The organism is Pseudomonas sp. NPDC098747 (assembly GCF_044760045.1).
Taxonomy (GTDB): domain Bacteria; phylum Pseudomonadota; class Gammaproteobacteria; order Pseudomonadales; family Pseudomonadaceae; genus Aquipseudomonas.
Map to the genome: position 1 here is coordinate 26,924 of NZ_JBIWAL010000007.1, position 20,131 is coordinate 47,054.

Here is a 20,131-nt window from a genome sequence, read left to right on the forward strand (position 1 = left end):
CAGCTCAAGGATTTTTCAGCGATCCGTTGTAGGAGTTGCCGCAGGCTCGGGCCGCGATCAGACGATCTTTTGATCCTGTTTGAAATGTTGATGGCGCAAGTGTGATTTGGATCAGCCAAGGTTCAGGACCCTTATGTTAATAAATACTTTGTTGCGCAATCCTTAATACTGAATATTAGGTTGAACGGGTTTTTCCCCGGGCCGGTAGTGTTTATCATGGCCGGCTGCCATGTCGGGTAAAGGGCATTGTGCATCGTTGTCTTTATTCAAGGAGTTGTTGATGACCTTTTCGTTAGCCGCCAAGGTGTCGGTGTTGCTGCTATTTGTGGGCAGCATCCTCTACGTGCATTTGCGCGGCAAAGCGCGCCTGCCGGTGCTACGCCAGTTCGTCAACCACTCGGCACTGTTCGCGCCTTACAACGCCTTGATGTACCTGTTCTCAAGCGTGCCATCCAAACCTTACCTTGATCGCAGCAAGTTTCCGGAACTGGACGTGCTGCGCGACAACTGGGAAACCATCCGCGACGAAGCCATGCACCTGTTCGACGAGGGTTACATCCGTGCGGCCGAGAAGCACAACGACGCCGGATTTGGCTCGTTCTTCAAGAAGGGCTGGAAGCGTTTCTATCTCAAGTGGTACGACAAACCACTGCCATCGGCCGAGACCCTGTGTCCGAAAACAGTGGCGTTGGTGAGTGCCATTCCGAACGTCAAAGGCGCGATGTTCGCGCTGCTGCCGGGCGGCAGTCACCTCAATCCGCACCGCGATCCGTTTGCCGGCTCCCTGCGCTATCACTTGGGCTTATCGACGCCCAATTCCGATGATTGCCGGATCTTCGTCGACGGCCAGGTCTATGCGTGGCGCGACGGTGAGGACGTGATGTTCGATGAGACCTATGTGCACTGGGTCAAGAACGAAACCGACAAGACTCGCGTCATCCTGTTCTGTGACATCGAACGTCCGCTGAGCAATCGTCTGATGACCCGAATCAACCGTTTCATCAGCGGCTGGCTGGGTCGCGCGACCGCACCGCAAAACCTCGACGACGAACGCGTCGGTGGGATCAATCAGGCCTACGCCTGGAGCAAGCGCTTCAGCGACAAATTCAGCGGCGTGGTCAAACAGTGGAAACGCCGTAATCCCAAGGCCTACCGGGTGATGCGTCCGGTGCTGGCAGTGGTGGTGTTGACGTTGTTGGGGTATTGGTTGTTTGGTTGAGGCTGGATGCAGAATGAAAAAACCCGCTCCTTGTGAGCGGTTTTTTATGCCTATGAAAAGTTTACAGACGGCCAGCGGCGAGTAAGGTTGGCTCTTCGGTTTCAGTGCCGGTTACAAGTAATTGCAGGAGACGCTGTTGGCTGGCGGTCAACGCTACTTCACCGGATTTTCTGCCGCTGAAGCGAGCGATCTTTCCGGGGGAAGGCTTCTTTGTCGATTTGCTCATTTTGCCTCCTGTATTGATCGTTAATTGAACACAGCTTGTCCCCGCATGTCGCTGCTGGCCCTTTGTCCAAATCATTGCAATCCATGTCCCGCGCTGGTTATAGTCGGCCCTCGTGAGCCACACGACTCACACCTCTATCCCAAGAAGATCAGCCCAAATGCTTGCATCCCTCATCAACGCGGTAGTCGATTCAGCGGTCAACGCTGGCGTCGTGCCGTGTGGGAATCAGCAGCCTGCGCAGATCAGTCATTACCCCCCACCTGTCAGTAGCACGCCGGTGCGCGCAGTTGCGCCGCCACCGCCGGGCGTTGGCGTTTCTGGCTGATCGGCATTTTTTGCTGACCCCCGTGCCCGCCTGAAAAACCTACTGAATTTCAGCTTCGGCTGAGTTGGCTATTTGCCTGACTACAGGTGGTATTCATGTTTGTCCTTTCGAAAAAATCCGCGCTCGCGGCGGCGTCCACGAGCCTGTTCGTTCTGCTGTGGAGCAGCGGGGCGATCTTCTCCAAATGGGGTCTGGCGCATGCTTCGCCCTTTGCGTTTTTGTTGATTCGCTTTGCCATCGCCTTGTGTGGGCTGGTGCTGCTGATTCCGTTGCTGAAATTGAAACTGCCCAAGGGCGGCAGGCCGATGCTGTTTGCGATGGCCACGGGCGTGGTGCTGTTGGGGGCTTATCAGATTTTCTATCTACTGGCCCTGAACACCAAAGTCACCCCGGGAGTAATGGCGACCATCATGGGCGTGCAGCCGATTTTGACGGTGGTATTGATGGAGCGGCAGCGCTCGGCGAGCCGGATGTTCGGGCTGGCGCTGGGCTTGGCAGGGCTGATCATGGTGGTTTATCAGGGAATCGGCCTGGCCGGCATGTCGTGGGCGGGAATGCTGTTTGGTTTGCTGGCGCTGGCGAGCATGACGCTGGGGTCGATCATGCAGAAGCGCATCACCGACAATCCCCTCGGCACGCTGCCGGTGCAGTACCTGGCCGGGCTGTTGTTGTGCGCGGTCTTTGTGCCGTTCCAGCCGTTTCATTTCGAACACAGCGCGGGTTTCATCGTGCCTGTGTTGTGGATGGGTCTGGTGGTGTCGGTGCTGGCGACGCTGTTGCTGTATCGCCTGATCGCCCGGGGCAATCTGGTGAATGTCACCAGTCTGTTCTATCTGGTGCCAGCGGTGACGGCGGTGATGGACTACCTGATTTTCGGTAATCGTCTGGCGGCGTTGAGCGTCTTGGGAATGCTGCTGATCATCGTCGGGTTGGCATTTGTGTTCCGCCAAACCCGGTGATTCCCCTGGAGCTGCCGCAGCCTGCGGCAGTTCCTACAGTTTTTTCACCACCGCCGGCTTCAACACCAGCCACAACGCCAACGCAATCAACACCCCGCCATACACATGAGCCATCGACAACGGCTCATCCAGCAGCAGCGCTCCCCACAACACCCCGAACGGCGGAATCATGAAGGTCACGGTCATCGATTTCACCGGGCCGATGGAGCTAAGCAGGCGGAAGTAAATAATGTAGGCAAACGCCGTGCAGCCCAGGCCCAAACCGAGCAGCGACAGCCAGACATTCCAGCCGCCCCAACTCGCCGGTGGTTGAGTCAACACGCTGTAACCGAACAGCGGCAACAGGAACAGTGTCGCGCCGAGCATGCTGCCCACCGCCGAAAGACGACTGTCCAACCCGCCGGCCTGATCCAGCCAGCGCCGCGCGAGGAATCCGGCAAAACCATAGCAAGTAGTCGCGAGCAGGCAGGCGAGGGCGCCCAGCAGCAATTGCATATCGAAGGCTACGGGGCCGGCGCGCGTCAGCACGCCGACACCGAACAATCCAAGGAACACGCCCGCCAGTTTGGCCGTGGTGAGTTTCTCGCTGAAGAACAACCCGCCGATCAATACGCCCATCAATGGCGTGGTGGCGTTGAAGATCGCCGAGTAACCGGCCGGCAGCACTTGGGCTGCAACCGAATACAGCGTCGCCGGAATCCCCGAGTTGATCACGCCGAGCAGCATTACAGTTTTCAGTTTGCCCTTGAAATCCCAGCTGATGCGCATCAGTCCGAGAATCACCAGCAGACCGACGGCAGCGATCGATACCCGAAAAAACGCCGTCGGAATCGTGCCGATCACTGGCGCAATAATGCGCATGAACAGAAAACTCGCGCCCCAGATGGCAGCCAGCGACAACATACGGAAAATATCGACAGGGCTCACAGCGGGCTCCTTGCTTGATCGGGACGAGAGTGTTGCCGAGCGTCCTGACGATGGCAACCGCTAATCGGGCATTTAAATTTCCTGAACACGACGCCAAGGCAAAAAACGCCACGCCGTACGTCTGCGCTTCGTTTTTGGCAGAAATTGCACTTCTCCTCATGCCTGTTCCGTGGCTAAGCTCAAGCATTCACGAATGCACGCAGAGGTCTCATCTATGCCGCAGCAATGGCCCGCCACCGACATCGCCCGCATGATCCTCGATGGCTTTGATGATTACCGTGAGCATTTCCGCCGGATCACCGACGGTGCCCGGGAGCGTTTCGAGCAGGCCCGCTGGCAGGAAACGCAAACCGCGTCGGCGGCACGAATCAACCTCTATGAGGAAAAGGTCGGCGAAACCATCGCCCGCCTGCGTGAATACTTTGACGACGAAACGCTGATGAATGTCAGCTGCTGGCCGTTGGTGAAAAGCGCCTACATCAGCGTCATCGACCTGCGCTTCGACGATGAACTGTCCGAGACCTGGTACAACTCGATTTTCTGCGGGCTGTTCAGCCATGACCTGATCAGTGATGGCTGCATGTTCATCCACACCACCCGCCCGAGCCTGCGCCGTGCGCGGGCTGCGCAGACCCGCACGTACAAGCCGCAAGGGCAATTGTCGGGGATGCTCGCGAGCATTTTTGCCGACTACCGTTTCAGTGAGGATTACGCCGATTTGTCCGGCGACCTGCGCCGCCTCGAAGCGCAGTTGCGTGAAAACTTGCCGGACTGGGTATGCAAGGATCCGGAACTGAGCGTCGAGCTGTTTTCCTCGGTGTTGTACCGCAACAAGGGCGCGTACCTGGTTGGGCGTATTTACACCCGCGACGAGCAATGGCCGCTGGTCATTCCGCTGCTGCACCGCGAAGGGCGCGGGATTCAGATCGATGCGCTGATCACCGACGAAGCCGACGTGTCGATCATCTTCTCCTTCACCCGCTCGTATTTCATGGTCGACGTGCCGGTGCCGGCCGAGTTCATTGGTTTTCTGCGGCGGATTTTGCCGGGCAAACACATCGCCGAGCTGTACACCTCGATCGGTTTTTACAAACACGGCAAGTCCGAGTTCTATCGTGCGCTGATCAATCACCTGGCCAGCACCGATGATCAGTTCATCATGGCGCCGGGCGTGCGCGGCATGGTCATGAGCGTGTTCACCCTGCCGGGCTTCAACACTGTTTTCAAGATCATCAAAGACCGGTTCTCACCGTCGAAAAACGTCGACCGTGCGACAGTGATCGAGAAGTATCGACTGGTGAAAAGCGTCGACCGGGTAGGGCGCATGGCCGATACCCAGGAATTCGCCGATTTCCGATTTCCGCTGAGCAAATTCGAGCCAGCGTGCCTTGAGGAGTTGCTGGAGGTCGCGGCCTCCACGGTGTCGGTGGAGGGCGACACCGTGCTGATCCGCCACTGCTGGACCGAACGGCGGATGACCCCGCTCAACCTCTATCTGGAAAACGCCAACGATGCGCAGGTGCATGAAGCGCTGGAAGATTACGGTCTGGCGATCAAGCAACTGGCGGCGGCGAACATCTTTCCCGGCGATATGTTGTTGAAGAACTTTGGCGTCACCCGTCACGGGCGGGTTGTGTTTTATGACTATGACGAGATCTGTTTCCTGACTGAAGCCAACTTCCGCCACATCCCGCAACCGCGCACGCCCGAGGATGAAATGTCGTCGGAGCCGTGGTATTCGATCGGACCACTGGATGTGTTTCCCGAGGAGTTTCCACCGTTTCTGTTTGCTGATTCGGGGCAGCGCAAGTTGTTCGATCAGTTGCATGGCGAGTTATATAACGCGGATTACTGGAAGAGCCTGCAGGAGGCGATTCGCGAAGGCAAAGTGATTGATGTTTTCCCCTATCGGCGTAAAGGCCTCGACAACGAATAGTGTCTTAAAAGCACCCTCACCCCAGCCCTCTCCCGGAGGGAGAGGGAGCTGACCGAGGTGTTCGGGGTTATCCATCGACCTGAGAGAGCTTGGCGATTGTGGCATCGTTGAAGCTCGATCAAGCGATTGTGGAATCTTTGAAGCTCGATCCTGGCGATTATGGATTCGGTGAGGCTCGCTCAGGTCGGCGGAGCTGGCAAAGTTGACTCGATCGGTCCCCTCTCCCTCGGGAGAGGGCTAGGGTGAGGGGCCGCAATCCCCCTGACACGCCACAAATCCGCCAAATCTGCGACAATCCGCCCCCTGCACAAATAGACGACCGAATTGCGTACCCGATGACCGACGAATCGCCCTCCATCGACAAACTGTTGAAAAACCTCGATCACGCCATGCTCGCCGACCGCCAACGGCTGCGGCGGCAGTTGCTTGAACTGCGCAAAAAACCTGACGAGGCCAAACTGGCCCAGTGGGTGACGCGCATGCAGGCGTCTTGTGATCAGGTGCTGGCGCGCAAGGCCAGCCTGCCGGTGATTCGTTACGACGACAGCCTGCCGATTGCGGCCAAGCGTGACGAAATCAAGAAGGCGCTGGAGCAGCATCAGGTCCTGATCATCGCCGGCGAAACCGGTTCGGGTAAAACCACCCAGTTGCCGAAAATCTGCCTGGAAATCGGTCGTGGTCAACACGGTCTGATCGGTCACACCCAACCGCGCCGGATCGCTGCCCGCAGCGTCGCCAGCCGCGTTGCCGAAGAGCTCGGGACGCCGCTTGGTTCACTGGTCGGCTATCAGGTGCGTTTCGAAGATCAGAGCGATTCCAATACCCTGATCAAGCTGATGACGGACGGCATCCTGCTGGCGGAAACCCAGAACGACCGCTACCTCGAACGCTACGACACGATCATCGTCGACGAAGCCCACGAACGCAGTCTCAATATCGACTTCCTGCTCGGTTACCTGAAAACCCTGCTGCCGCGTCGCCCGGATCTGAAAGTCATCATCACCTCGGCGACCATCGATCTGGAGCGCTTCTCCAAGCATTTCGACGATGCGCCGATTGTTGAAGTATCCGGCCGCACCTTCCCGGTGGACACTTGGTATCGCCCGCTGACCCTTGAGCAGGACGAAGAGGGCAACCGTGTTGAAGATGACCTGACTGTCGATCAGGCAATCCTCGCCACCCTCGACGAAATCGCCGCTTACGAGCGCAGCGAGCGCCGCAGTCCCGGTGATGTGCTGGTGTTCTTGCCCGGCGAACGTGAGATTCGCGATGCCGCCGATATGCTGCGCAAGGCTCAGCTCAAACACACCGAAATTCTGCCGCTGTACGCACGTCTGTCACCGGCCGAGCAGCAGCGGATTTTCCAGTCGCACCCGGGCCGGCGTGTGGTGCTGGCGACCAACGTCGCCGAGACCTCGCTGACCGTGCCGGGCATCCGTTATGTGATCGACAGCGGCACCGCGCGTATCAGCCGTTACAGCTATCGCGCGAAGGTCCAGCGCCTGCCGATCGAAGCGATTTCCCAGGCCAGTGCCAACCAGCGTAAAGGTCGCTGCGGCCGGGTCGAGCCGGGCATTTGCATCCGCCTCTACAGCGAAGAAGACTTCATTGGCCGCCCGGAATTTACCGATCCGGAAATCCTGCGCACCAACCTGGCAGCGGTGATCTTGCAGATGCTCCATCTGCGCCTCGGCGAAATCACCGATTTCCCGTTCATCGAGCCGCCGGATGGCAAAGCGATCAGTGACGGTTTCAATCTGCTGCAAGAGCTCTCGGCGGTGGATCGCAACAGTCAGTTGACCCCGCTCGGCCGCCAATTGGCGCGCCTGCCGGTAGACCCGCGCATGGGTCGCATGCTGCTTGAAGCGGCCAAGCTCGGCAGCTTGCAGGAAGTGCTGATCGTCGCCAGTGCCATGTCAATTCAGGACCCGCGTGAGCGTCCGCCGGAGCGTCAGCAAGCCGCCGATCAGGCCCACGCGCAATGGAAGGACATCGACTCGGACTTCGCCGGGCTGGTCAATCTGTGGCGCGGCTTTGAAGAGCAGCGCCAGGCGCTGACTGCCAGCCCGCTGCGCAACTGGTGCCGGAAGAATTTCCTTAACTATTTGCGTTTGCGCGAGTGGCGCGATTCCCATCGCCAGTTGAGCCTGATCTGCCGCGACATGCAGCTGAGCCTGAACAAAGAGCCGGCGGATTATCAGAAATTGCACAAAGCGGTGCTGGTGGGTCTGCTCAGCCAGATCGGCCAGAAAACCGAGGACGGCGATTACCTTGGCGCCCGTCAGCGACGCTTCTGGATTCATCCATCGTCAGGCATCGGCAAGAAGCGCCCGCAATGGCTGATGACCGCCGAACTGGTGGAGACCACCAAGCTTTACGCGCGCATGGTCGCCAAGATCGACGCCGACTGGATCGAGCCGCTGGCCGGGCATCTGATCAAGAAAAACCACTTCGAACCGCACTGGGAAAAGAAGCGCGGCCAGGTCGTGGCGTTCGAGCAGATCACCCTGTTCGGTCTGATCGTTGTTGGCCGCCGGCCGGTGCATTACGGCCCGGTCGACCCGGTGGTTTCGCGTGAATTGTTTATCCGTGAAGGTCTGGTGCGCGGCGAGATTCAATCCAGAGCCAAGTGTCTGTCTGCTAACCAGAAGCTACTGGAACAGCTCGACGAGCTCGAAGCCAAGGCCCGTCGTCGCGACATTCTCGCCGACGAAGAAACCCTCTACGCGTTCTACGATGCGCGGTTGCCGGCAGAGATTCACCAGACGGCGACCTTCGACAGTTGGTACCGCATCCACAGCCAGAAAGATCCGCAGCTGTTGATCATGCGCGAGGAAGACGTGCTGGCCCGCGAGGCCAGTGAAGTCACCGCGCGCGATTACCCGGATACGCTGCACATCGGTGATCTGGAACTGGCCCTGACCTATCATTTTGAACCCAATCACCCGCGTGACGGCGTGACCTTGCGGGTGCCGGCGCCGCTGCTGCCGATGTTGCCGCCGGAGCGTCTGGAATGGCTGGTGCCGGGGCTGATCGAGGCCAAGTGCATCGCCCTCGTGCGCAACCTGCCGAAAGCGCTGCGCAAGAACTTCGTGCCGGTGCCGGACTTCATCAAGGCTGCGTTGCAACGCATGACCTTCGCCGAGGGCTCGTTGCCGCAGGCGTTGGGCCGTGAGCTGTTGCGCATGACCGGCGCACGGGTCAGCGATGAAGCGTGGGCGGAGGCTGAGCAAGGGGTCGAAGGGCATCTGCGGATGAACCTGGAGATCGTCGACGGTCAAGGCAAGTTCCTTGGCGAAGGACGCGATCTGGCCGAGCTGACCGCGCGTTTTGCCGAAGCCAGTCAGGCCGCGCTGGCCGTGCCGCAGAGTGCGAAAAGTCAGCAACCGGTCGAGGCCAAAGTCTTCGCCCCGGTGGCGGAAAAGACTCAGCAAAAAATTGCCGGGTTGTCGATGACGGTCTATCCGGCGCTGGTGGAAGAGGGCGGTACGGTCAAGGAAGGACGATTCTCGACGCCGGCCGAAGCCGAGTTCCAGCATCGTCGCGCGTTGCAGCGTTTGTTGATGCAGCAACTGGCGGAACCGGCAAAATTCCTGCGAGGCAAGTTGCCGGGGCAGACCGAACTGGGTTTGCTCTATCGCGATCTGGGTCGGGTTGATGCCTTGGTCGAAGACATTTTGCTGGCCAGCCTCGACAGCTGCATTCTGGAAGGCGAAGACCCGTTGCCGCGTGACGGCGCGGGGCTGGCGGCATTGGCCGAACGCAAGCGCGGGGGCTGGACCGAGCACGCCGAGCGCGTGGCGCGGCTGACGCTGGAGATCCTAAAGATCTGGCACGGTTTGCAAAAGCGCTTCAAGGGCAAGATCGACCTCGCCCAAGCCGTGGCGCTGAATGACATCAAGCAACAGATCAGCAATCTGGTCTATCCGGGTTTTGTCCGGGAGACGCCGATGCAGTGGCTCAAGGAGTTGCCGCGTTACCTGAAAGCGGTCGAGCAGCGCTTCGAGAAACTCGGCGCGCAAGTGCAAAAGGATCGTGTCTGGAGCGGCGAACTCGCTGGCCTCTGGGCGCAATACCAGACTCGCGCCGCCAAACACGCCCAAGAAGGCAAGCGCGATCCGCAGCTTGAGTTGTATCGCTGGTGGCTGGAGGAATACCGGGTTTCGCTGTTCGCCCAGCAGTTGGGGACGAAAGTGCCGATCTCCGACAAGCGCCTCAATAAACAATGGACTCAGGTGGAAGCGTAATCCGAGCCTTACACAATCCCCAGTGAGAGCGAGCTTTTGTGGCGAGGGGATTTATCCCCGTTGGGTGGCGAAGCCGCCCCATAACTGTCACCTGGGTCCATCAGTGGCACCGAGCGTAAGAGCCATTACGACTGCTTCGCAGCCGAACGGGGATAAATCCCCTCACCACAGAGGCTCACTCCGCCATGGAGGGCGGTGGTGGATCTTGAGAAAGGCGCCAAAAGCCAGCGTTTATGGCAAACTTCGCGACCATAAACGCCGCGTTCGCGACCCAGAGCCTTCGGCCGGGTCACGGATCGGAATAAAGCGATGCCAGGTTTGCGTCCCCGGATGGGAATAGACCCTTGTGTGTTGGTACGACGGTTCCAGCACTTTCTGCCTGAACAGATTAGAGAAACGACCATGCATAATGTCGTCATCAGCGGCACCGGCCTGTACACCCCGGCCAACAGCATCTCCAACGAAGAGCTGGTGCAGTCTTTCAATACCTACGTCGCGCAGTTCAACGCGGACAACGCCGACGCCATCGCCAGCGGCGAAGTCCAGGCACTGACCGAATCCAGCGCGCCGTTCATCGAGAAAGCCTCGGGCATCAAGAGCCGTTTTGTCATGGACAAGGACGGCATTCTTGATCCACAGCGCATGGCCCCGCGCCTGCCGGAGCGCTCCAACGACGAATGGTCGGTGCTTTGCCAAATGGCCATTGGTGCTGCCGAACAAGCCTTGCAACGGGCCGGCAAAACCGCTGCCGACATCGACGGCGTCATCGTCGCCTGCTCCAACCTGCAACGCGCCTACCCGGCCATCGCCATCGAAGTCCAGGAAGCGCTGGGCATCCAGGGTTTCGGTTTCGACATGAACGTGGCCTGCTCCTCGGCCACCTTCGGCATTCAGGCAGCGGCCAACAGCGTTCAACTGGGCCAGGCCCGGGCGATCCTGATGGTCAACCCGGAAGTCTGCACCGGTCACCTGAACTTCCGTGACCGCGACAGTCACTTCATCTTCGGTGACGCTGCCACTGCCGTGATCATCGAGCGCGCTGATCTGGCCACCTCCAAGTACCAGTTCGACGTGGTCAGCACCAAACTGCTGACCAAGTTCTCCAACAACATTCGCAACAACTTCGGCTTCCTCAACCGCGCGGCGGAAGAGGGCGTCGGTGCTCGCGACAAACTGTTCGTGCAGGAAGGCCGCAAGGTGTTCAAGGATGTTTGCCCGATGGTTGCCGAACTGATCGGTGAGCATCTGCAAGAGAACCAGCTCAACGTTGGCGACGTGAAGCGCTTCTGGCTGCACCAGGCCAACTTGAGCATGAACCACCTGATCGTGCGCAAGCTGCTGGGCCGCGAAGCCACCGAAGAAGAAGCGCCGGTGATCCTCGATACCTACGCCAACACCAGTTCGGCGGGTTCGGTGATTGCTTTCCACAAGTATCAGGATGACCTAGCGGCCGGTTCGCTGGCGGTGCTGAGTTCGTTCGGTGCGGGTTACTCGATCGGTAGCGTGATTCTGCGCAAGCGTTGAGTTTGCCTTGAAAAGATCGCAGCCTGCGACAGCTCCTACACTGGCGGTATCAAATCCGTTCTTGTCGGAGCAGCCGCTGGCTGCGATCTTTTTGCTTTCGACTATTTGAAACGAGGCGTCAATGGCCGTTACGGACGACACCCAACTGCTTGAGCGTTTGTTGGCGGGCGAGCAAAAGGCTTTCAAGGAACTGGTCACGACTTACCAGAGCGCCATGCGTGCCGTTGCGTATGCGATTGTCGGCCAGCGTCATGTCGAAGAAGTGGTGCAGGACGCCTGGCTGTCGGTGGTGCGTCATATCGGCAGCTTCGAGGGCCGCTCCAGTCTAAAGACCTGGTTGCTGACCATCACTGCCAACTCAGCCAAGAGTCGCTACAAGCACAATCGCCGCGAGGTGCTGCTCGACGACTTGCCATCGCCCCACGGCACCATCGGCGACGAGCGTTTTTCGTCCGGCGACGGCCATTGGCTGGTGGCGCCGTTCGCCTGGCACCAGGACACCCCCGAGGCGTTGTTGACCGAAGGCGAACTGCGCGAGTGCCTGGAGCACACGTTGCTGAGTCTGTCGGAACTGCAAAGCAGCGTGTTGTTATTGCGCGAACGTCAGGGTGTGGAGCTGGAGGAGATCTGTAATCTTTTGGACATCTCGCTCTCCAATGTTCGCGTGCTGTTGCATCGGGCACGGTTAAAGGTTTTCGCGACCGTGGAACATTTTGAGGAGACAGGAGAATGTTGACCTGCAAGGAGCAAGTGGCACGATCCAGCGATTATCTCGATGGTCAGCTGAGTTTTGGCGAGAAGCTGATGGTGCGTCATCACCTGATGTTTTGCCGCAACTGCCGGCGTTTCATTCGCCAGATGCGGTTGATGCAGGCGACGCTGAAGGCGATGCCGGAAAAACCGCTGGAAGATGTCGAAGCACTGGCCGAACACCTGGCGAAGCAACGACGAGAAGACGGTTCCTGATTGATAACCGCCATCTAATCAAAATGTGGCGAGGGAGCTTGCTCCCACTGGGCTGCTTAGCAGTCCCCTGCTTTTCGAAAAAGAAGAGAACGCTTTGCGTTCCAGAGTGAGCTTGCTCCCTCGCCACAAGTGCAACGAGATAGCCCGACGTGGACGACACGAACGGATGAAGGGGATCGTCCCGCCCACGTCAGGCTATCAGTTGCTGCTGTTTAGAACTTCGCTTCCGCGTCCAGCTGCAGGGTGTTGGCATCTGCATCACGCTGGGTACGGCTGGCGAAGTCTGCCTTGGTCAGGAAGTACGTCGCGCCGACAGCGAAGTTCTTGTCGATGTCGTAACCGACCTTCAACTTGTGACCACGGGAACCGGTGGTGCCGTTGGCGAAGTCAGAGTCAGTGAAGGCGCCGACCACAGCGTTACGCTGCACGTCACGATAGTTGTAGTCGAGGTTGAAACCGAACACCTTCGACTTGGCGCCGAGCAGCCAGGCAGTGTCCTGATCGGTCACAGCGTCGTTGTTCTTCACATACTGGCCGTAGAACGACAGAGGCATTGGCAGACCGCCGATGTCGACCTGGCTGAAGCCTTCGTACAGGCGGAACTCGTTGTTCGCCGAGTTACCATTGACGGCCAGGGCGCACGGTGTGGAAGTGCCGGTGCAACGGCTATCGTCGTCGTTCTGGTAGGCGTAGACGCTGCCACCCACTGTCAGCTTCAGGTTGTCGGTGAGGGTGAGGCGGCTACCCAGTTGACCGGCGGTCAGGCGCAAGTCGTGACGGAACTGCACGCCGTCGCCATCGACGTTGTCCTTGAGGTTGTAGTTACCCAGGCTACCGAACACTTCGGCGCTGCTGCCCAACGGGTACTTGTAGGTAACGGCCAGACCTTCAGGGTTGATGTCGCCATCCCAGATCACGTCGCCCATGCTCACCCACGGTTGCAGCATCTTGCCGCCGATCACGTGCAGGTTCTTGATCGCATCAGGGTGGTAGTCGATGTAGCCCAGATCCAGCCATATCTGCTTCTTGTCGAAGTAGTTGTCCTGATCCTGGTTGGTCGAACGGGCATCGTCGCCGCCGCCGGTGGCGATACGGATGCCGGTGTCCACTTGCGGGTTGATCTCGGTGTAGGCACCCAGACGGGCACGGATGCGCTGACGATCCTTGTCGCGACCGCCGTTGTTCGGTTCGCCATCGATCTTGATGGTTTCCTGACGGATACGCACGTCACCCTTGAACTGAGTCTTCGCCGCCCACGCCAGTTTCTGGTCGAAAGCGCTTTGTTCGTTGGACTTCTTCGCGACAGCCGCGACTTGTTCGTTGGTCTCTTGCTGCGCCTGCTGGGCGATTTGCTGAGTCTTCTGATCCTTGGCCAGCTCAGTTTGCAGCTCAATGTACTGCGCCTGGGAAATCGAACCGTTAGCCTTGAGCATGTCGAGCAGTTTGGCGTCGACTGCAGCACTGGCCGGAACGCTCATGGCCAGCAACAAGCCACCGCACAGGGCCGCCGCAGTTTTCGTGGAAGCAAGACGCATAGCAATCTCCGAAGATGAGAGGGGATGGCTTAACCATCCTGGGCACAACCGACAATTGAGGTCGGAAAACAGTGTCCGGGTTAGAACCCGGCGCTCTAAAAACAGGCGCCAGTATCGCGATGGTTTATGACAGTGCGGTGGCACAGTGATGGCAAGATGATGACGGTGTGCGTTGATCGTGAACTATTGATCTAGAGCGCTGTCGGCCGATTGCGGGTGTGCAATGCAGCGCAATCGGCGATACTCGCCGGGCGCTGGAGTCCTGTGTGGAGAGTTTTTTGATGCCGTTGCAACGCCTGCAAAACCTGTCAGAAATTGCCCCGCAAGCCTGGGATGCTCTGGTTCCGGACAATCAGCCTTTTCTGCGCCATGGATTTCTCAGTGCGTTGGAAGACAGCGGCAGCGTCGGCCCCCACTCTGGCTGGCAGCCGGAACATTTGCTGCACATCGAAGACGATCAACTGATCGCGGCGCTGCCCAGTTATCGCAAGTGGCATTCCTACGGTGAGTACGTGTTTGACCATGGCTGGGCGGATGCCTGTGCCCGCGCCGGGATCGATTACTACCCCAAGCTTTTGACGGCGGTGCCGTTCAGTCCTGTCAGTGGGCCGAGGCTGCTGGCTGCCAGAGTCGAGGACGGTTTCGAGCTGCTCAAGAGCCTGCCGGGTTATCTGGAAGTCGAAGAGCTTTCCAGTGCCCACATCAATTTCACCGATGCCTTCACCGACGCCGCCATGGCCGAACAGCCGGGCTGGTTGCAGCGTATTGGCTGTCAGTATCACTGGCAGAATCGCGGCTATCGCGACTTTCAGGATTTTCTCGACGTACTCGCTTCGCGCAAGCGCAAACAGATGCGCAAGGAACGCGAGCAAGTGGCGGGGCAGGGCTTCGAATTTGAATGGCTTGAAGGACGAGAGCTGGATGAGGCACAGTGGGATTTCGTCTATGCCTGCTACGCCAATACCTACGCGGTGCGTCGGCAAACGCCGTATCTGACCCGGGAATTTTTCAGCCTGCTGGCCGAGCGCATGCCTGAAGCAATTCGCGTGGTGCTGGCCAAGCAGGGCTCACGGCCGGTGGCCATGGCCTTCAGTCTGGTGGGGGGCGACAGTTTCTACGGACGTTATTGGGGCTGCCTGGCCGAGTTTGATCGGCTGCACTTTGAAACCTGTTTTTATCAGGGTATGGATTACGCGATTGCCCAGGGTTATCAGCGTTTCGACGCGGGTGCGCAAGGCGAGCACAAACTGATTCGTGGCTTCGAACCGGTGATCACGCATTCCTGGCATTACCTGCGCCATCCGGGGTTGAAGGCAGCGGTCAAAGATTTCCTGCAGCAGGAGCGCGCTGGCGTTCTCGCCTACGCCGAGGAAGCCAGAAGCGCCTTGCCCTACCGCCAAGCCTAAATCTCTTTGTGGGAGCGAGCTTGCTCGCGAAGGCGTCGTGTCAGTCATTATTTGTGCGACTGAACCAGCGCTTTCGCGAGCAAGCTCGCTCCCACAGGTCTTTTGGCGCTCAGGGAAGATCAATCGATCCCGACAAACCCTCCGGTCTGGTGAGCCCACAACCGGGCATACAACCCACGGTGAGCCAACAGTTCAGCATGGGTGCCGCTCTCGGCGATCTTGCCGTTTTCCAGCACCACCAGGCGATCCATGCGGGCGATGGTCGAGAGGCGGTGGGCAATCGCGATCACGGTTTTGCCCTGCATCAGGGTTTCCAGGCTTTCCTGAATCGCCGCTTCGACTTCCGAGTCCAGCGCCGAGGTCGCTTCGTCCATGATCAGGATCGGCGCGTCCTTGAGCAGCACTCGCGCGATGGCGATGCGCTGGCGCTGGCCACCCGATAGCTTCACACCGCGCTCACCGACATGCGCGTCAAATCCGGTACGGCCTTCAGCGTCGGACAGCAGTGGAATGAACTCGTCGGCGCGGGCCTTGTGCGCCGCATCCCAGAGATCGGCGTCGGTCGCATCAGGTTTGCCGTACAACAAGTTGTCGCGGATCGAGCGGTGCAGCAGCGAGGTGTCCTGAGTAATCATGCCGATGCGTGCACGCAGGCTTTCCTGGCCGACTTCGGCGATGTTCTGCCCATCGATCAGGATGCGCCCGCCCTCCACGTCGTACAGACGCAGCAGCAGGTTGACCAAGGTCGATTTGCCAGCGCCGGACGGGCCGATCAGACCGATTTTTTCACCCGGTTTGATGGTCAGGTTGAGGTCGCCAATGATCCCGCTCTTCTTGCCGTAGTGAAAGTCCACATGCTCGAAACGCACTTCGCCACGGGACACAGCCAACGGTTTGGCCTGCTCGTGATCGGTCACGCTGACCGGTTGCGAGATGGTGCGCAAACCGTCCTGGACCATGCCGATGTTTTCGAAGATGCCGGTGACCACCCACATGATCCAGCCGGACATGTTGACGATGCGGATCACTAAACCCGTCGCCAGGGCAATGGCACCGACGGTGATCAACGATTGCGTCCACAACCACAGGGCCAGAGCGGTGGTGCCGACGATCAGCAAGCCGTTCATGGCGGTAATTGCCACGTCCATGCTGGTGACCACGCGGCCGGCCATTTGCGCTTTGACGGTCTGCTCTTCGATGGCTTCCTTGGCGTAATGCTGTTCGAAGTTGGTGTGGGCAAACAGCTTCAGTGTGGCGATGTTGGTGTAGCCGTCGACGATCCGCCCCATCAGTTTCGAACGTGCGTCGGAGGCTTCCACCGAACGCTCTTTCACCCGTGGCACGAAGTAGTAAAGCGCGCCGATATAGGCGGCGATCCAAATCAACAGCGGGATCATCAGGCGCCAGTCGGCCTCGGCGAACAGCACCAGCGCGCTGATCGCATAGATCACCACGTGCCACAACGCATCGACGGCTTGCACCGCTGAATCACGCAGCGAGTTACCGGTCTGCATGATGCGCTGGGCGATGCGCCCGGCGAAGTCGTTCTGGAAGAAATTCAGGCTCTGCTTGAGCACGTAACTGTGGTTTTGCCAGCGGATCATGCTGGTCATGCCGGGGCTCAGGGACTGGTGCACCAGCAGGTCATGCAGACCAAAGAAAATCGGCCGCAGGACCAGGGCAACCACCACCATCCACGTCAGTTCGAGGGCGTGGTCGCTGAAAAAATTCGGGTTTGGCGTGCCTTGAGCCAGGTCGATGATGCGGCTCAGGTAACTGAACAGCGCCACTTCGATCAGCGCGGCAAACAGACCGACCACCAGCAGGGCGGCGAAACTCGGCCAGACTTGCTTCAGATAATAGGTATAGAAGGGCCAGACACGGTCTGGAGGGGACGCCGTCGGGGCGTCGCGGAATATGTCGATCAGTTGTTCGAAACGGCGATAGAGCATCAGATAATCGCCCGGATACGGGCTCTCCTTTTATCAGTGTGAGCGGCGTGGCCTGAGACCGCCGCCGCTCGAAATGCCCCGCGAAACTTAGTCGATACGCTTGGCCGACTTGATGATCACAGGGTCGACAGGCACGTTTTGCATGCCGCCTTTGGTGGTGGTTTGCGAGTTGACGATGATGTCGACCACGTCCATACCCTTGACCACTTTGGCGAACACCGCATAACCGGCATCACGGCCCGGGTCGAGGAACGCGTTGTCAGCCACGTTGATGAAGAACTGGCTGGTGGCCGAATCCGGGTTGGAGGTGCGCGCCATCGACAAGGTGCCGCGAACGTTATGCAGGCCGTTGCTGGCTTCGTTCTTGATCGGTGCCTTGGTGTCTTTTTGCTGCATTTGCGGAGTAAAACCGCCGCCCTGAACCATGAAGCCCGGGATCACGCGGTGGAAAACCGTGTTGGTGTAAAAGCCGCTGTCGACGTACTCAAGGAAGTTCTTGGTACTGATCGGCGCCTTGACCGGATCCAGTTCGATTTCGATCTGGCCGTTGGTGGTGTCCAGCAGCACATGCGGCGCTTTGGCCGGGGTGGCAGCCATCAGGTTGGCGGCGAACAGCACGGTGCCGGCGGCGAGGGCGATTTTTTTCAACATGGGTCAGTGATCCTGAGGATGAATATCGGCTGTGGCGAGAAACTCCAGCAGCGTTTGATTGAAGCGTTCGGGTTGATCGAGCGGGGTGGCGTGGCGCGAATCGGCGATCACCACCAGCCGCGCATCGGGCAGCAGTTTTACATAGGTTTCTTTCAGCGTAACGGGTGTGTAGTCACGGTCGGCGCTGACGATGAGCGTTGGACAGGTCACCCGGGAAAGTCGTTCCTGAACGCCCCAGCCAACAATCGCATCGAAGCTGGCGAGATAAGCACGTTTGTCGTTTTTTGCCCAGCGTTCGGCCATTTTCTGCCGCAGAGCGGCCTGTTCCGGATGTGGGAAAAGTTTGCTGCCCAGTGCCTTGCCGATGGTTGCCAGGCTGAGCGCACGCATCAGGCTCCAGCGTTTGAACCACTGCCAATAGTCGTCGCGTGAACGCAGTTTGACCTCGGGCGCACTGTTGACGATGGTCAGGCTCTTGAGCAGTTGCGGCTGGTCGACGCCCAGTTGGAAGCCGATCATGCCGCCCATGGACAGGCCAATGTAGTGCACCGGGCCGAGATTCAAGTGCTCGATCAGTGCGACCAGATCGGCGCTGAACCCGGCGATGCTGTAGCGCTCGCGGGGTTTGTCCGAGCGCCCGTGGCCGCGGACGTCCGGGACGATCACCCGGTAGTGCGCGGCCAGCGCCGGGATCTGCATTTCCCAGTCCAGCGTGCTCGAACCGAGCCCGTGGACCAGCAGCAACGGCGTGCCGTGACCATATTCCTCGTAGTGCAGGTTGCAACCGTCATGTTCGAAATACGCCATCGGTGAACTCCGTGTCAGGCTTGTTCAGGGGCGGCGAACGGCGCATCGAGCGGCAACGTGTCGAAGGTGCGCAGCAGTTCGATGAGGATTTGCGTCGCCGGACCCAGCGGTTTGTCCTTGTTCGAGTACAGGTAGAAACTTGGGTTGCGACTACCACCCTGATCCAACGGTAGCAGCTTGAGCGAACCTTCTTTCAATTCCCGTTCGATCATGTGCCGTGGCAACCAGGCAAATCCCAGACCGCTGCTGACGAAGGTCGCGGCGGTGGCAAGACTGCCGACGGTCCAGCGCTGTTCTGCGCCGAGCCAGCCGACGTCCCGTGGCTGTTGGCGGCCGGAGTCGCGGATGACCACTTGCATCTGGGTTTCCAAGTCCTGGAAGCTCAGTTCGCGGTTCAATCGATGCAAGGGATGTTCCGGATGGGCGACGGCAACGAACTCGACATCGCTCAATTCTGCGCCGAGGTAACCGGGAATGCTGAACCCGGTAATCGCGAGGTCGGCCACGCCTTCAAGCAGAACTTCCTCCACGCCCGACAGCACTTCTTCGCGCAGGCGTACCCGGCAGCCACGGCTTTGCGGCATGAACGCCGTCAGTGCGCGGACGAGGCGGGTGCTCGGGTAAGCCGCGTCAACGACCAAACGTACTTCGGCCTCCCAACCTTGCTCCATATGGTGGGCGAGGTCTTCCAGTTGGCTGGCCTGTTTCACCAGTTGTCGCGAGCGGCGCAGCAGTACGCCGCCGGCCTCGGTGAGCACCGCTTTACGCCCGTCGATGCGCAGCAACGGCACACCGAGTTGGTCCTGCATGCGGGCGACGGTGTAGCTCACCGACGATTGCGAACGGTGCAGAGCCTCGGCGGCCTGGGCGAATCCGCCGTGGTCGACCACGGCCTGCAATGTTCGCCATTGATCAAGGGTCACGCGGGGCGCTTTCATCAATAGCTCCTCTTGTCCTAAGCTGGCCGTCCCTCATGGAGACTGCCGAATGAAAAAATTCTGTTGTGTGCTGCTGGCGCTGCTGCCGCTGACGGCGTTTGCGTACCCGATCGATGTGCAGAAAGACCTCAACGACCTGAAGATCGACTACGAGACCTTCGATACCGATAACGATATCGGCTCGATCCGCGTGGCCAACTACGGCGATGTCGATGCGACCTGCAAAGCGGTGTTCAGCAATGGTCCGGAAGCGCCACGCACCCGTACCATCGATGTGCCCGCCGGCAAACACAAGAACGCCACGGCCAAGTTCACCCGCGAGATCATCAAGTTGCGCATCAAGCTGACCTGCACGCCGAAGTAGCACCGCAAATCCCTGTGGGAGCGAGTTTGCTCGCGAAGAGGGAGTGTCAGGCAACGAATGTGTTGAATGACACACCGCATTCGCGAGCAAGCTCGCTCCCACAGGGGATGGGTTGCATCTAAACGAATTATTCGATGCTTTGCAGCAAT

Annotated in this window: 17 protein-coding genes; 10 read left to right on the plus strand and 7 right to left on the minus strand. The window is 59.1% G+C overall.

The window, feature by feature from the left end:
* Positions 1–280: 280 nt before the first annotated feature.
* Entirely contained in the window at positions 281–1,219 is a 939-nt protein-coding gene (locus tag ACIQVE_RS06355) for an aspartyl/asparaginyl beta-hydroxylase domain-containing protein (protein WP_402805710.1), read from the plus strand.
* A gap of 61 nt (positions 1,220–1,280) precedes the next feature.
* On the opposite strand, the gene ACIQVE_RS06360 is transcribed toward ACIQVE_RS06355, so the two are convergent.
* Positions 1,281–1,445, minus strand: coding sequence for a hypothetical protein (locus ACIQVE_RS06360; RefSeq protein WP_402805712.1), 165 nt, complete (start codon positions 1,443–1,445; stop codon positions 1,281–1,283).
* A gap of 157 nt (positions 1,446–1,602) precedes the next feature.
* On the opposite strand from ACIQVE_RS06360, the gene ACIQVE_RS06365 reads away from it, so the two are divergent.
* Positions 1,603–1,770 (plus strand): hypothetical protein, encoded by a 168-nt coding sequence (locus ACIQVE_RS06365; RefSeq protein WP_402805715.1) that lies wholly within the window; start codon positions 1,603–1,605, stop codon positions 1,768–1,770.
* Positions 1,771–1,865: 95 nt separating this feature from the next.
* Positions 1,866–2,729, plus strand: coding sequence for a DMT family transporter (locus tag ACIQVE_RS06370; RefSeq protein WP_402805718.1), 864 nt, complete (start codon positions 1,866–1,868; stop codon positions 2,727–2,729).
* Positions 2,730–2,762: 33 nt separating this feature from the next.
* On the opposite strand, the gene ACIQVE_RS06375 is transcribed toward ACIQVE_RS06370, so the two are convergent.
* Positions 2,763–3,656: a DMT family transporter gene (locus ACIQVE_RS06375; RefSeq protein ID WP_402805721.1), complete on the minus strand. Its 894-nt coding sequence runs from the start codon at positions 3,654–3,656 to the stop codon at positions 2,763–2,765.
* Positions 3,657–3,870: 214 nt separating this feature from the next.
* Between ACIQVE_RS06375 and aceK the strand changes: the two genes are divergently transcribed.
* The 5 genes from aceK to ACIQVE_RS06400 all read left to right on the plus strand — a co-directional run bounded on the left by aceK (position 3,871) and on the right by ACIQVE_RS06400 (position 12,329).
* On the plus strand, positions 3,871–5,592 hold the full coding sequence (aceK, locus tag ACIQVE_RS06380) for a bifunctional isocitrate dehydrogenase kinase/phosphatase (protein ID WP_402805723.1): 1,722 nt from the start codon (positions 3,871–3,873) through the stop codon (positions 5,590–5,592).
* A 335-nt stretch (positions 5,593–5,927) separates the two neighbouring features.
* Positions 5,928–9,839: an ATP-dependent RNA helicase HrpA gene (gene hrpA, locus ACIQVE_RS06385; protein WP_402805726.1), complete on the plus strand. Its 3,912-nt coding sequence runs from the start codon at positions 5,928–5,930 to the stop codon at positions 9,837–9,839.
* A 402-nt stretch (positions 9,840–10,241) separates the two neighbouring features.
* A complete protein-coding gene (locus ACIQVE_RS06390; protein ID WP_402805728.1) occupies positions 10,242–11,363 on the plus strand; it encodes a beta-ketoacyl-ACP synthase III in 1,122 nt (373 codons plus the stop codon).
* A gap of 121 nt (positions 11,364–11,484) precedes the next feature.
* Positions 11,485–12,099: an RNA polymerase sigma factor gene (locus ACIQVE_RS06395; RefSeq protein WP_402805730.1), complete on the plus strand. Its 615-nt coding sequence runs from the start codon at positions 11,485–11,487 to the stop codon at positions 12,097–12,099.
* Positions 12,093–12,329: an anti-sigma factor family protein gene (locus tag ACIQVE_RS06400; protein ID WP_402805733.1), complete on the plus strand. Its 237-nt coding sequence runs from the start codon at positions 12,093–12,095 to the stop codon at positions 12,327–12,329. Before ACIQVE_RS06395 ends, ACIQVE_RS06400 begins: the two co-directional genes overlap by 7 nt.
* A gap of 212 nt (positions 12,330–12,541) precedes the next feature.
* On the opposite strand, the gene ACIQVE_RS06405 is transcribed toward ACIQVE_RS06400, so the two are convergent.
* Positions 12,542–13,864: a putative porin gene (locus ACIQVE_RS06405; protein ID WP_402805737.1), complete on the minus strand. Its 1,323-nt coding sequence runs from the start codon at positions 13,862–13,864 to the stop codon at positions 12,542–12,544.
* Positions 13,865–14,145: 281 nt separating this feature from the next.
* Here ACIQVE_RS06405 and ACIQVE_RS06410 point away from each other — a divergent pair, with 281 nt between their 5' ends.
* Positions 14,146–15,270: a GNAT family N-acetyltransferase gene (locus ACIQVE_RS06410; protein WP_402805739.1), complete on the plus strand. Its 1,125-nt coding sequence runs from the start codon at positions 14,146–14,148 to the stop codon at positions 15,268–15,270.
* A 119-nt stretch (positions 15,271–15,389) separates the two neighbouring features.
* Here ACIQVE_RS06410 and ACIQVE_RS06415 read toward each other — a convergent pair whose 3' ends face one another.
* The 4 genes from ACIQVE_RS06415 to ACIQVE_RS06430 all read right to left on the minus strand — a co-directional run bounded on the left by ACIQVE_RS06415 (position 15,390) and on the right by ACIQVE_RS06430 (position 19,618).
* Complete coding sequence (locus ACIQVE_RS06415; protein ID WP_402805741.1) at positions 15,390–17,222, minus strand: ABC transporter ATP-binding protein; 1,833 nt, start codon at positions 17,220–17,222, stop codon at positions 15,390–15,392.
* Positions 17,223–17,309: 87 nt separating this feature from the next.
* Positions 17,310–17,873, minus strand: a complete 564-nt coding sequence (locus ACIQVE_RS06420; protein WP_402805744.1) for a peptidylprolyl isomerase — start codon at positions 17,871–17,873, stop codon at positions 17,310–17,312.
* A 3-nt stretch (positions 17,874–17,876) separates the two neighbouring features.
* A complete protein-coding gene (locus ACIQVE_RS06425) occupies positions 17,877–18,680 on the minus strand; it encodes an alpha/beta fold hydrolase (protein ID WP_402805746.1) in 804 nt (267 codons plus the stop codon).
* A 14-nt stretch (positions 18,681–18,694) separates the two neighbouring features.
* On the minus strand, positions 18,695–19,618 hold the full coding sequence (locus ACIQVE_RS06430) for a LysR family transcriptional regulator (RefSeq protein ID WP_402805747.1): 924 nt from the start codon (positions 19,616–19,618) through the stop codon (positions 18,695–18,697).
* Positions 19,619–19,667: 49 nt separating this feature from the next.
* On the opposite strand from ACIQVE_RS06430, the gene ACIQVE_RS06435 reads away from it, so the two are divergent.
* Positions 19,668–19,982: a 3-phosphoglycerate kinase gene (locus tag ACIQVE_RS06435; protein WP_402805749.1), complete on the plus strand. Its 315-nt coding sequence runs from the start codon at positions 19,668–19,670 to the stop codon at positions 19,980–19,982.
* Positions 19,983–20,131 lie beyond the last annotated feature (149 nt).